Raw genomic sequence first — 13214 nt, forward strand, 5'->3', positions numbered from 1 at the left:
TCCTGGAACACTCAACCTGGAGACGAAAACACCAACACCGCGCACGACATAGTCATTACAAAGCCCGCGGACACACCCCATAAACGCGACTGTAGTACTAGGCGGTTCCCAGCCGCAGGCAAGTCCTGACAAACACGAAAGTGTGTCCCAAAACGCCGCCCGCCGACTCACCAGCGATTGCCTGCGAGCCGCGGTTGTCCACTTCCTAAGGTATTTCCGCTGTGGTCAACTCTCGAAGTCTTGCCCTGAGGCGAGCAGCCATGTCCAACTGGGTTGGCATCAGAAGCCACTGGACTTGGAGTCCGTCGACTAGCGCAATGATATCCGTTTCCAGGCCTTCCAATTCGATGTGCGGCCTTATCAGCGAGCGACCAGCCAGATTTCGGAGGGCAGCTTTGGTTCTTTTGAGGGCTCTCTCATAGCGCGCCACAAAATAGTCATGTGCAGGGTGCCCGGTATCCGAAGCCTCTGTAGACAAGACAGCGAACAGGCTTACGATCCCTGGGTTTCGCGCGTTATGCTCTATGACTCTAATAAGCCGGCTGAAGTACTCGATCCCATCAGAGCTTTCCTCCGGCGCGCCTGCGAAAAAGAGTTCGTCATCCTTGCGGTCTCTTTCTTCGAGTACGGCTTCCAGCAGGGCTTCCTTTGTGGGGAAGTAGTGCAGGAGAGCTGTGCGGCTCACTCCGCAGTCGGCGGCCATCTGCAGCATGCTTGCATTTCGATAGCCCACAGTCGCGAAGGCATCGAAAGCGGCCTGCAGTATTTGCGCACGCCGCCACTCGCTTTTGGCGTAGGGTCCCCGCGTTCCACCCTTCTTGGTGGTTGTGTCCAGCATTGCACCAACATCCCATCATTCGGACGGTCCCACAAATCGCAGGCCCTGACCGCACCTCCCGCCCCTCATCGCGGCCGCGGCCGGCCAATTCCCAGAAAGAGCGTGCGGCTGAGCCCTGCTCAACTCTGGGCGAACAGGAGCTTCAACCTAGTCGGTCTCTGCGAAGTGAGGTCGACCTTGTTCATCCCCCATGCCGGTGACGCTTGAGCGGGCCTGCTCCATGCGAAAGAACGTTCTTACGAAATAGGTTACTTGAAAATATGTACACCTGTAAGTTTTCGTGTGTATCATCAATCCACGCGGTGATCCACAGAGGTATCACCCACTAAAGAAGGACCAAAGATGTTCCGATGGAAGACCGCCTCGGCGGCCCTGGCCATTGCCGCTCTCGCACTAACCGGATGCTCTGGCCAGAACCCGGAATCAAGCAGTAGCTCCGGGAGTACTGGGGGTACGCTGACGCTGGCCAACACGCTCGCCCCCACAACACTCGACGCCGCCGGCTCCGGCTGGGCCGTAATCTCGCCTTACTACCAGGCGGCCTACGACACCCTTCTGCGCATTACGACAGATGGAAAAATTGAGCCATTCCTCGCAGAGAAGTGGTCCTACAACGCAGACGCTACGGCGTTGACCTTGAACCTTAGGAACGACGTTACGTTCAGCGACGGAAGCAAGCTCACGTCCGCCGTCGTCAAGATAAACCTTGAGCGTTTCCAGAAGGGAACGTCGCCCGACGCGTCCTTCCTGAAAAGGATCCAGAGTATCGAAACTCCCGATGACAGGACCGTTGTGCTTCGCCTGTCGTCGCCCGACCCTGCCATGTTGAACTACCTGGCCCGCGACCCCGGTCTGATCGCCAGCGGTGATGCCATCTCGAAGGACCCCCAGAGCTTGGCCACGAATCCGATTGGTTCCGGGCCCTACATCCTGGATACCAAGGAAACAGTCATTGGCACGAGTTACGTCTACGCCAAAAACTCGACGTACTGGAACCCAAGCGTCCAGCACTACGACAAACTGGTCATTAAGGTGATGGCCGACGCAACGGCAGCGCTCAATGCCATCAAGTCAGGAGAGGTGAATGGTGTACGCCTCCTCAACAACAACAACCTCGAAGAGGTCAAAGGCGCGGGCTGGACGGTAAACCAGAACGAGATGAACGTGTTCGGCATGTTGCTGCTTGACCGTGCGGGCACATCGAATAAGGCACTTGGCGACGTTCGTGTCAGGCAGGCCATTAACCATGCGTTCGATCGCAAGGCCCTCCTCAAGGCCCTCCAATTCAACAACGGCACCGTAACCGAGCAAGTGTTCCCGAAGCGCTCCGCGGCCTTCGACGCTGACTTGGACAACCGGTACTCCTTTGATCCCCAGAAGGCGAGGCAGCTTCTGGCCGAAGCCGGATACCCGGACGGGTTTACCCTGACCATACCGACAACAGCCAGCGTGGGTGCAACGACGTGGACATTGATTGGCCAGCAGTTGGCAGATGTCGGCATCAAGGTCGAGTTCACGGACGCCGCCAGTAATTTTGTTTCAGACATCCTCGCCCCGAAGCATCCGGCGGCGTGGATCGGCCTTGAACAGCAGTCAGACTGGCAACTGATCCAGTTCATGATCTCTCCTACGGCCGTCTGGAACCCCTTCAAATATGCGGACGCCAAGGTTGACGAGTTGGTAAAGCAGGTCCAGGTGGGCGATGAAAGTGCGCGGCAAACGGCAGCCAAGGATCTGAACAAGTACATCGTGGAGCAGGCCTGGTTCGCTCCTTGGTACCGCCCAAACAACAGCTTTGCAACGGATGCAGGCACCTCCGTGAAAATGCTGTCTTCCAACGTTTTCCCCGCCATTTACGACTTCGAACCGAAGCAGTAATGGCACGGCGTCCCCCTGCCAACAGGGGGACGCTCCCCAACTCTCAGGAACAAAAAATATGCTTGGATTCATCATTCGCCGCGTGATTTCTGGCGTGATTCTGGTTTTTACGATTTCAATAGTTGCGTTCACGCTGCTGTATTTGGGCGGCGGAGACATTGCTCGACGCATTCTGGGTGAGAACGCACCCGCGGAGACCGTGGCCAAGAAGGTCCAGGAACTCGGCATAGACCGGCCCTTGGCCGTCCAGTTCTGGGATTGGCTAAGCTCGGCCCTCGGAGGCAATCTTGGCCGGTCTTGGTTCAACGGGGAAATGGTTACGGCGAGCGTATCCAACCGGTTGTCCGTTACAGTATCCCTGGTCATCGGGGCGATCGTGTTATCCGCGATCGTCTCCATTCTCTTGGGAGTTTTGGCAGCACGGCGGGGAGGTTGGGTCGACGGTCTCGTGCAGTTCGTTTCGGTCATAGGCTTCGCGATTCCAAATTTCCTCATAGCACTCTTCCTAGTGGTCGTCTTCGCAATCAATCTGCACTGGTTCAAAGCGACTGGATTTGTTCCGATTACCAGGTCCCTGGACGGGTGGCTCGCGTCGGTAACCCTGCCCATTGTGGCGCTCTCGTTAGCAGCAACTGCCAGTGTGTCCCAGCAGATCCGCAGTGCGGTAGTCGATGGAATGTCCCGGGATTATGTCCGGACCCTGCGCGCCCGCGGAATCGGCATCAACCGGGTCATCTATCAACATGTTCTTCGCAACGCCGGAGGACCGGCCCTTGCCGTCCTGGCGTTGCAGTTTGTCGGACTTCTTGGCGGGTCTGTCGTTATTGAACAGGTATTCGCACTGCCCGGCATAGGCCAACTGACAATACAGGCAACGACTCTGGGTGACATTCCCGTAGTCATGGGAGTGGTCATTACGGCCGCCATCATCGTAGTCATTGTCAACCTCGTCATCGATCTGGCCCAAGCCGCACTCAACCCGAAGGTCCGACTGTCATGACCATCATCAACCTCCCCCAAGCACTGCCAACACCACAGGTCCGCGCATCGCTGCTGCGGAGATTGCGGCGCCGTCCCGTCGGACTTGCAGCCCTTATGTTTCTGGCCTTCGTCGCACTTATCGCCGTCATCGGGCCATGGATTGCTCCACAGGACCCAAACAAGGCAGCGCTTGACCTTGTACTGTCCCCCTCGAGCGCATCACATCCGCTCGGTGCGGACAGCGCCGGGCGCGATGTTCTGTCCCGGCTACTGGCCGCAACTCAGGTAAGCATCGCGTCAGCTCTCGTCGCACTGATTGCTGCCCTGCTGATTGGGGTGATTGCCGGGCTTGTGGCGGGCTATTACAGCGGATGGTTCGACGCTGTCGCATCGTGGGTCACTTCGCTCGTGATGGCACTGCCAGCTATGGTAGTTCTGCTGGCTGCCCGGGCAGTGCTAGGACCGTCGGTTTGGCTGGCGATGATGGTTTTCGGAATCCTGTTGTCACCTGCCTACTTCCGGCTTGTCTACGCCGCTGTCACAGCTATCCGGCATGAGCTCTACATCGATGCTGCCCGGGTGTCCGGACTTAGCGACTTCCGCATCATCAGCCGGCATATTCCATCTGTCATCCGCGCACCTATCATCATCCAATCCGCGATTATCGCCGGCATAGCTATCGCAATTCAGTCCGGTCTTGAGTTCCTCGGATTGGGAGATGCCTCGGTCCCCACTTGGGGGCAGATGCTCAATGATGCATTCACCAACATCTACAAGGCTCCAATGCTCATGCTGTGGCCATCACTCGCGATTTCTCTTACCTGTGTCGCCTTGACTCTGCTGGCCAATGCCATGCGTGATGAACTGGAGCGGACGGTCACCAGCCGCCGCCGCCCGACGAAATCCGCCGCCCGACGTTCCAAGACTGCAGCATCAGAGCAGTCCAATACAGGCCACGAGACGATCGTCCACCCCGATGATCCGTTCACCGAGAAGAAGCCCGCTGCTTCCTTGTTGACTGTTCAGGACTTGCGTGTCGGTTACGACCAGCCGGACGGCGCGACGGTCGAGGTTGTCAGGGGTGTCACCCTTGAGGTGCGTAAGGGCGAAATCCACGGTCTTATCGGTGAATCGGGGTCAGGAAAGACACAGACCGCCTTCTCTGTTTTGGGCCTGCTTCCCGCGGGTGGCCGCGTCACCGGCGGCACCATCGATTATGAAGGTACCCCCCTTCACGGCGCATCAGAACGTGTCTACAGCGACATCCGTGGACGGCGAATCGGATATATCCCGCAGGAACCCATGGCGAACCTTGACCCCTCCTTCAAGATTGGCTTTCAGCTGGTCCAACCCCTCCGGCTCAACCTGGGGCTGAGCAAGAAGGAAGCCACAGAGAAGGCGCTTTCACTGTTGGAACGAGTCGGTATTCCAAACCCCAAGCGCACTTTTGACGCTTATCCCTTTGAAGTGTCTGGCGGAATGGCCCAGCGGGTGCTTATCGCCGGAGCTGTATCTACCGACCCCGACCTCATCATTGCCGATGAGCCAACCACCGCACTAGACGTCACAGTTCAAGCCGAGGTCCTCGATCTCCTGCGCGACCTGCAGCAGGAACGCGGCATGGCCATGCTCCTTGTAACTCACAACTTTGGAGTCGTGGCGGATCTGTGCGATCGCGTCACTGTAATGCAAAACGGAGTTTTCGTTGAGCAGGGACCGGTACGGACCATCCTCAACCACCCCAGCCACCCCTACACCCGGTCACTGCTCAGCGCCATACTGGACGAAGGTCCCGCCCGGCCGCCCCTGGCCGCCATGCCCATCGGAGGACGGTCATGAACAATACGCTCCTCGAGGTCGAAGACCTCGTCGTCGCATACCCAACTAAGCGGCTGAGAGCGGCACCCTTCCGAGCCCTCAGCAGCGTCTCTCTCGGTATCAAGCCAGGCGAGACGGTGGGCCTAGTTGGGGAATCCGGATCCGGCAAGACCACGCTCGGCCGGGCGGTGCTGGGACTTGCACCTGTCACAGGAGGTTCAATACGCTACAGCGGCCGCGACATCAGCCACCTCCGGAAACGGGATCGCCGCAAGCTGAGCAGCGAGATACAGGTCGTATTCCAAGACCCTTACTCATCGCTCAACCCTGCCCTAACGATCGACCAGATCCTGGCCGAACCCTTGACCGCTGCGGGCCTCCCGGCCGCTGCAGCGAAGGGGCGCATTCGCGAACTTCTGGACCGCGTGGGGCTGCCTGCCGATGCGCAGTCCAGACTGCCCCGCGAGTTCTCCGGCGGGCAGCGCCAGAGGATCGCCATAGCCCGTGCCCTGGCGTTGGATCCCAAACTTATTGTTTGCGATGAGCCGGTCTCCGCCCTTGATCTGTCGACGCAAGCCCGTGTACTGGACCTGTTCATCGAGATCCAAGAGCTCACGGGCGTCGCTTACCTGTTCATTTCGCACGACCTTGCAGTGGTCCGGCACATCAGCCACCGTGTGGCTGTCATGTACCGCGGCGAAATCGTGGAGACGGGGGAAGGAGACCAAGTCACCGCCCGGCCCGAGCACCCTTACACGCAACGTTTGTTCCTCGCCGCGCCCGTGCCCGATCCGGACAAGCAAGCGAAACGGCGTGCCGCGCGCAGGAAACTCCTCACCGAGCAGGCGAACCTGATCGAAGGAAAAACGGCATGATCGTCTCTACAGCTGTAGGACTCGTTCGTGGAACAACGCGGAACGACGGCACCGGCGCATTCCTGGGGATCCCCTACGCAGAGCCGCCGTATGGAAAACATCGCTTTCAGGCTCCTGTCCCCAAAGCCCCCTGGAAAGGTGTGCTGGACGCAACGCGCTTCGGCTCAACACCTCAACGCAGGGCTCTGGCGGAGGTTACGACCATCCCGGAACCTTCCATCCCTGGAGAATCGACCCTCAACGTAAACGTGTTTACCCCTGCCCGTGGTGCTGCGGGCAGGCCGTATCCGGTGATGGTCTGGATTCACGGCGGCGGCTACGTCGCGGGGTCACCAGCGAGCCCCTGGTACGACGGCCGTGCCTTCGCTCGTGACGGGGTAGTCACAGTTACGATTTCATACCGCCTGGGCTTCGATGGCTTCGGCTGGCTTCCCGACGCTCCAACGAATCGCGGCGTGCTCGACTGGATACTCGCCCTTGAATGGGTTCGCGACAGTATCGCCGCCTTTGGGGGCGACCCGGGCAATGTCACGCTCTTTGGTCAATCAGCAGGAGGCGGCGCCGTGATGACGCTGCTGACAAATCGACACGCTCAAGGTCTCTTCCACAAGGCGGCCTCCTTATCGGGCGCCCCGGCCGACATTCCACTTGATCGTGCAAAGGATTTCACACTCGGTGTCGCGGAACGGCTAGGGCTTGCAGCCGACAGACGGGCATTCGCTTCGGTGCCGGAACAGGAACTCATCCGAGCGCAAAACTGGTCGAGGGGACCAGTACCGACGGCAGATGCTGTGGCATGGTTGCGGCAACTTAGTGAAGTCAAAGGGATGCTTCGCCTCGGACCTACGATCGACGCCAATCTCGTAGAAGGTACGGTCGAAGAAGGCCTTGCCGCTGGGCGCGGGAAAGATATTCCCCTTCTGGTTGGCGCCACCCAAGAAGAATTCAGTCGCCTGCTAGTCGCACATTCCGAGAGCTTCAGCGCACTGTCTTCCCCGGAAGCATTGAAAATCATGGGCGTGGACGGCGCCGTCGCCAGCGCCTACTCCTCATGCGCTGTTGAGGACAGACCGGCGGCTGTGGTGGGGAGAGATGTCAGCGACATGATGTTCCGTCGTCACATCCCCCAGTGGATCTCACTTCGCGGCAACTCTCCGACATGGGCTTACGACTTCACCTGGAAATCATCCGTCAGCGGCGTATCGGAACACTGCCTGGACGTACCCTTTGTCTTCGATGTCTTGGACAATCCGGACGTCAGCCGAGTGACTGGCCCTAACCCGCCACAGGAACTCGCCGATACCGTACATGGCGCTTTCGTACGTTTCGCTCAGACGGGCGACCCCGGCTGGACGAAGGCCGCTGGCATGACCCCACACGTCAAAGGCTTCGATATCGACCCGTCTCGAACCGACAGCTATGCAAGTGCACGGATCGTTGGCGAAGCGCGACGCATCCGTAACAGCGGCGATATTCCGGTTCACACGTAGGGACAAAATCCTGTCGCCAGTTGCACAGAACCCTTTCTGGGCACGGCGCTGACACCATATCGCCGACCAGCCGACTTCCGGCGCCGTCGGCACGCAATAGACCAACACGGGCCTGCAACGAGCGGGCCTCCTTTAACCTGCCCGGAGATCCAGTGACCTACAAATCAGATACGACCCCTGCACCTGTTCAAGTCGCAGCCATAACGACCGGAGCGGACTATTGGAACACAAATGGGCTACCGGGAGCGGACCTACGGCCGCTCCGGTTGGCAGATGGACCCCATGGACTCCGAGTCCAGGACGACGAAAATCCAGACCACCTCGGGATTGGGCGTAGCGAGGAATCAACTTGCTTCCCGCCCGCAGTGACCCTCGCATCGTCCTGGGATCCCCACCTTGTTGAGGCTGTGGGAGCGGCACTGGGCCGGGAGGCCCGCTCCAAGGGAGTAGACATGGTTCTTGGGCCGGGGATGAACATCAAGCGCAGCCCTTTGTGCGGACGAAACTTCGAGTACTTCTCCGAAGATCCGATGTTTACGGGCACGATGGCGGCGGCCATGATCAGGGGAATTCAGAACCAAGGCGTCGGCGCGTGCGCGAAGCACTTTGCAGTCAACAATCAGGAGACGGACCGTCTGCGTGTGAGCGCGGACGTCACACCGCGCGCACTCAGGGAAATCTATCTGCGTGGTTTCGAGATAGCACTGCGCGACGCCAACCCCTGGGGCGTCATGGCTTCGTACAACCGCATCAACGGGGTCTTCGCATCAGAGCACTCCTGGTTGCTGACGGATGTCCTAAGGGACGAGTGGAACTACGATGGGGTCGTCGTTTCCGACTGGGGCGCGGTGCACGACCCCGTTGCGTCCCTGAAGGCCGGACTGGATCTTCGCATGCCCGGAAGGCCCGATGACTCCCGCATCCTTGAGGCCGCCCACTCCGGGAAAATCGATAAAGAACTTGACCGAACGCTCAGACGGCTAAAATTGCTGGCGGAACGCACAAAAACGGCCGACCGAGGTGAACAGGTCGATCTGGAAGCACACCACCAGCTCACCCGTCGTGCTGCGGCTGAATCCGCTGTACTGCTGAAGAACGATCAAGCCGTATTGCCGCTGAGCCCAGCATCAATGGAGCAGGTCGTACTGATCGGCGGGCTGGCCCGCACACCCCGCTACCAAGGGTCGGGAAGCTCAGCAGTTAATCCGGTCCGAGTCGTCTCAGCGACCGACGCGATGGCGGATCGATTCGGGCAAGAGCCCTTGTTTTCCGCTGGTTACAGGTTGGACGGCGTCGACGACGAGCAGATGGTCCAGGAGGCAGTGGCTGTCGCGGCCACAGCGGAAACGGTTGTCCTGTTCCTCGGTCTTCCGCCCACGTTCGAATCGGAAGGCCGCGACCGGGCCGACATTTCGCTGCCCGCAAACCAGATTGCCCTTCTGCACCGTCTTGCAGCGGTCAATGACCGCATCGTTGTCGTTCTGAGCAACGGTTCAGCAGTGACTACGGCCGGGTGGCGGGACAAAGCTTCCTCGATTATCGAGTTCTGGCTCACAGGGCAGGCCCACGGTGAGACCGTCGTAGATGTCCTGTTCGGAGACGTCAACCCGTCGGGAAAGCTGGCCGAAACGGTTCCAGTCCGCCTCGAGGACACTCCCTCCTTCCTTGATTTCCCAGGCGAGGAAGGGCATGTCTCCTATGGCGAGGGAATCTATGTCGGATACAGGTATTACGATGCCCGCAACATCATTGTGGACTTTCCTTTCGGGCACGGCCTGTCCTACACGACGTTCCATTACTCCGACCTGGAGACCACTGCCTGCGAGGCTGATTCTCCGCTTGCAGTGACCGTTTCCCTCACTGTGACCAACACTGGGAAATATGCTGGCGCTGAAGTGGTCCAGCTCTACGTCGGCGATCCCCACAACACATTTTCCACCCCCGTGCGGGAACTCCGGGCATTCCAAAAGGTAACCCTGCAACCCGGAGAGACCGTGCGTCTCTCCTTCGATGTGTCCCGCGAGGAACTGGGACACTACAGCACCGAAGTGCAGCAATGGACGTACGACGGCGGTCCATGCACAGTCGAGGTCGGATCCTCCTCTCGCGATATCCGTCTCTCTGCGTCTGTAGATATCCCGGCCAACCCGGTGCCACGTCCCCTGACTGTCTGGTCAACGTTTGGGGAATGGGACAGCGACACCGACGCCGGTCCACGCCTTGCCAGGCTTATCGAAGGACGCGGTGGCATCCGGGGTCGTATGGGAGATCTACTCAAGGACGAGACCGGTCGGGCGAGCGTGCTCGCGTTTCCGCTCAGGGCACTTGTGGAGTTTCCCGGTTTTCCGGTCAACCTCGATGACATCGAGCAACTTGTCGCGGCGTCGAACTGAATCGTCCAAAGTGCACCGGGGATTAGTCGCGGCCCTCCCTTGACGGCGCCGAGTCGCCCGTTGGGGCTCATGCCGTCGACGGCCCGGGAACAATTTAGGGAGTCCCCGATGAACGAAAGTGCTACGAGACAAGGCAGCGTCGGTGCTTTGCAGCGACCACGACCTACGCCAGGAATGGTCGAAATCAATGTGGAAACGCTCGCAGAGGTGGAACCGACACTCGAAGAAGCCATCCAATCCGTCTCCCCTGCTGCCGTGCACTACGGTATTGGCATCCTGATCACCCGGATCGGGCTGGGCCGGTACATTGTCCGGGCCCATCCTCACGTTCCGGAGGGATTTGTCCGGCGGCAATGAACAGCCATGTTGGTGCAAGAAAGATTCCCAGGAATATAATTCCTCGAAGTACAGTTGCGCTCATTGGTGGAGCCGGTGGTTTCCTTCCAGGGCGCGGATCCGGGTCGCCGGGGCGACGAGATCGAGCTGGCGCAGGACGATGCGGAGTTGTGGCCATCTCCACCGGCGACATCTTCCGCGCCAACGGGAAGGGTGAACCCTGCTCGGCGTCGAGCCGACGGAGTATATGGACGACAAAGAGTTCGTTCCGGACAGCGTCACCAACAAGATGTTGGGCAACCGGCTGGGTGAATCCGACGTCGAAACGCCTTCCTGCCGGACGGCTACCCCACGCGCGACTGCGCAAGTGGACTACCTCGACGAGATCCTGGCCAACGGTGAGGAACTGGTGCACCGCCTCCTGGGCCGGGCCAAGGAAACGCGCCGGAGCGACGACAACGAAGCCGTCATCCGCCACCGTCTGGACCACGAGCACGCTGGTCAAGTCCGCGTCGCGACGGAGCTGGGAGTCAATCGCATTGGGCAGCAGCTCGACCACCGTATACAGCCGCACCCAAGCAGCTAATTCGTCCTTTGTAATCCATCTAGTGTCCTGCGCCTGAAATTCGGTTCAGAAGTCGGCCTATGGATTCGAGGATCTGTTCTGCCGTCTTGGTCCAGGTGAAGGGTGTGGGGTTGGTGTTCCATTCGCTGACCCATTTGCGGATGTCGGACTCGAGCGCTTGGACGCTGCGGTGATCGCTGCGGCGCAGCAGGTCCTCGGTGACGAAACCGAAGAACCCCTCGACCTGGTTCAGCCAGGATGAGTAGGTCGGCGTGAAATGCATATGGAACCGTGGGTGGTTCTGCAGCCATGTCTTCACAACGGGTGTCTTATGGGTCTGGTAGTTGTCGCAGATCAGGTGCACGTCCAGGCCCTCGGGGACCTGACTGTCGATCTTGGCCAGGAACTTCCTGAACTCGACGGCCCGGTGCTTGCGGTGCAGGCTGGAGATCACGGAACCGTCCGCGGTGTTCAGGGCCGCGAACAAGGTGGTTGTCCCGTGCCGGACGTAGTCGTGGGTGCGCTTCTCCGGCATGCCGGGCATCATCGGGAAGGCCGGCTGGGACCGCGCCAGCGCCTGGACCTGCGACTTCTCATCCACACTGAGAACCACAGCGGATTCGGGCGGGTTCAGGTAGAGTCCCACCACGTCGTAGACCTTCTCCACGAACAAGGGATCATTGGAGAGCTTGAACCCGTCCGCGCGGTGGGGCTTGAGCTCGAACGCCTTCCAGATCCGCCCGATCGTTGACTTCGACAGCCCCGACCGCTCAGCCATCTTCGCCCTCGACCAATGCGTCGCGTTCTTCGGCGTCGATTCCAGCGTCGCAACCACGACATCCTCGACCTGATCACTGGTGATACTGGCAGGTCGGCCGGGCCTGGGATCATCGACCAGCCCGTCCAGCCGGCGCTCCAGAAAACGGCGCCGCCACTTCGCCACGGTATGAGGTTCCACTCCGCACCGGGCGCCCACCTCAACATTGCTCAGACCCTCGGCGCTGCCCAGCACGATCCTCGAGCGCGTGGCCAGCGACTGGGACGATTTCGCCCTGCGCGCCCACCGGGACAGCGTCTCCCGCTCTTCATCCGACAGTTCCAAAGGGGCCTTCGGCCGTCCAACGTTCGCCATACCCCATTCTATAATTACGCAGCGAATTTCAGGCGCAAGACACTAGTCTCCATGTTCTCATTCTTCTTCAAGCATAGTTGTTGCAACAACTATTAAAGACCGCTTTGGGTTCGAAACGAAGGAGACCGTTATGACCACTGTAAGCATCCTCGGAACGGGCAACATGGGCACGGCCATCGCCGGCATCGTTGAAAAGGGCGGCAACACTGTCCAGGTCCTCGGCAGCGAGGACACTGCCCAGGCGGTCACCGGTGAGATTGTCGTCCTGGCCGTTCCCTACCCCGCCGTGCAGGAGATCCTGGCCCGGCGTGCTGGCCAGCTCGCCGGCAAGATCATCGTGGACATCACCAACCCGTTGAACTTTGAAACCTTCGACTCCCTGACCGTGCCGGCTGATTCCTCGGCCGCTGCCGAGATCCAGGCCGCGCTACCGAACTCCCACGTGGTGAAGGCATTCAACACCACCTTCGCGGCCACCCTGGCCGCGGGCGAGATCGCCGGGAAACCCACCACTGTGCTGATCGCCGGGGACGACGGCGACGCGAAATCCCGGCTCGCGGAGGTCATCACTGCCGGCGGCCTGCGCGCCATTGATGCCGGCTCACTGCGACGGGCACGTGAGCTGGAGGCAAAGGGCTTCCTTCAGATCGCCCTCGCGGCCGGCGAGAAGATCTCTTGGACTGGAGGATTCGCCGTCCAGGCCTGACCCGACGGTCAGCCCAACCCCGCAGCATCGCATCACCGGGAGCCGCCCCGCCTTCATTCTGGCCGGCTCCCGAGGCACGCTCATGGCCCCAAACAGAGAAAGAATTACCTCCGATGCCAGTCTCCCCCGTCCGGCTGAACCACGCCGTACTATTCGTCACCGACCTTGACCGGGCCGAGCGCTTCTACACCCACGTCTTCAG

At 60.0% G+C, this 13214-nt stretch carries 11 protein-coding genes; 9 read left to right on the top strand and 2 right to left on the bottom strand.

Features of this window, described 5'->3' with window-relative positions:
* Positions 1-205 precede the first annotated feature (205 nt).
* The gene (locus tag ACX80X_RS20485) at positions 206-838 is read right to left on the bottom strand and encodes a TetR/AcrR family transcriptional regulator (RefSeq protein ID WP_459313179.1); all 633 of its coding nucleotides are present in this window, start codon (positions 836-838) and stop codon (positions 206-208) included.
* Between the two features lie 342 nt (positions 839-1180).
* Here ACX80X_RS20485 and ACX80X_RS20490 point away from each other — a divergent pair, with 342 nt between their 5' ends.
* From ACX80X_RS20490 to ACX80X_RS20525, 8 genes are all read left to right on the top strand, one after another.
* Positions 1181-2716, top strand: a complete 1536-nt coding sequence (locus ACX80X_RS20490) for an ABC transporter substrate-binding protein (RefSeq protein WP_459313181.1) — start codon at positions 1181-1183, stop codon at positions 2714-2716.
* A 58-nt stretch (positions 2717-2774) separates the two neighbouring features.
* Positions 2775-3716, top strand: a complete 942-nt coding sequence (locus ACX80X_RS20495; protein ID WP_459313183.1) for an ABC transporter permease — start codon at positions 2775-2777, stop codon at positions 3714-3716.
* Positions 3713-5536: a dipeptide/oligopeptide/nickel ABC transporter permease/ATP-binding protein gene (locus ACX80X_RS20500; RefSeq protein ID WP_459313185.1), complete on the top strand. Its 1824-nt coding sequence runs from the start codon at positions 3713-3715 to the stop codon at positions 5534-5536. The genes ACX80X_RS20495 and ACX80X_RS20500 overlap by 4 nt, the downstream gene beginning before the upstream one ends.
* Positions 5533-6390, top strand: coding sequence for an ATP-binding cassette domain-containing protein (locus ACX80X_RS20505; protein WP_459313187.1), 858 nt, complete (start codon positions 5533-5535; stop codon positions 6388-6390). Before ACX80X_RS20500 ends, ACX80X_RS20505 begins: the two co-directional genes overlap by 4 nt.
* Entirely contained in the window at positions 6387-7880 is a 1494-nt protein-coding gene (locus ACX80X_RS20510) for a carboxylesterase/lipase family protein (protein ID WP_459313189.1), read from the top strand. The genes ACX80X_RS20505 and ACX80X_RS20510 overlap by 4 nt, the downstream gene beginning before the upstream one ends.
* Positions 7881-8032: 152 nt before the next feature.
* Complete coding sequence (locus ACX80X_RS20515; RefSeq protein WP_459313199.1) at positions 8033-10273, top strand: beta-glucosidase family protein; 2241 nt, start codon at positions 8033-8035, stop codon at positions 10271-10273.
* 174 nt (positions 10274-10447) lie between these two features.
* A complete protein-coding gene (locus ACX80X_RS20520) occupies positions 10448-10630 on the top strand; it encodes a hypothetical protein (RefSeq protein WP_459313191.1) in 183 nt (60 codons plus the stop codon).
* Between the two features lie 226 nt (positions 10631-10856).
* Complete coding sequence (locus ACX80X_RS20525) at positions 10857-11195, top strand: hypothetical protein (protein ID WP_459313193.1); 339 nt, start codon at positions 10857-10859, stop codon at positions 11193-11195.
* A gap of 19 nt (positions 11196-11214) precedes the next feature.
* On the opposite strand, the gene ACX80X_RS20530 is transcribed toward ACX80X_RS20525, so the two are convergent.
* Positions 11215-12306, bottom strand: coding sequence for an IS630 family transposase (locus tag ACX80X_RS20530; RefSeq protein ID WP_459313195.1), 1092 nt, complete (start codon positions 12304-12306; stop codon positions 11215-11217).
* A gap of 130 nt (positions 12307-12436) precedes the next feature.
* Between ACX80X_RS20530 and ACX80X_RS20535 the strand changes: the two genes are divergently transcribed.
* Positions 12437-13012, top strand: coding sequence for an NADPH-dependent F420 reductase (locus ACX80X_RS20535; protein ID WP_459313197.1), 576 nt, complete (start codon positions 12437-12439; stop codon positions 13010-13012).
* The last annotated feature ends 202 nt before the right edge of the window (positions 13013-13214 follow it).

It is taken from the genome of Pseudarthrobacter sp. MDT3-1, from assembly GCF_054510755.1.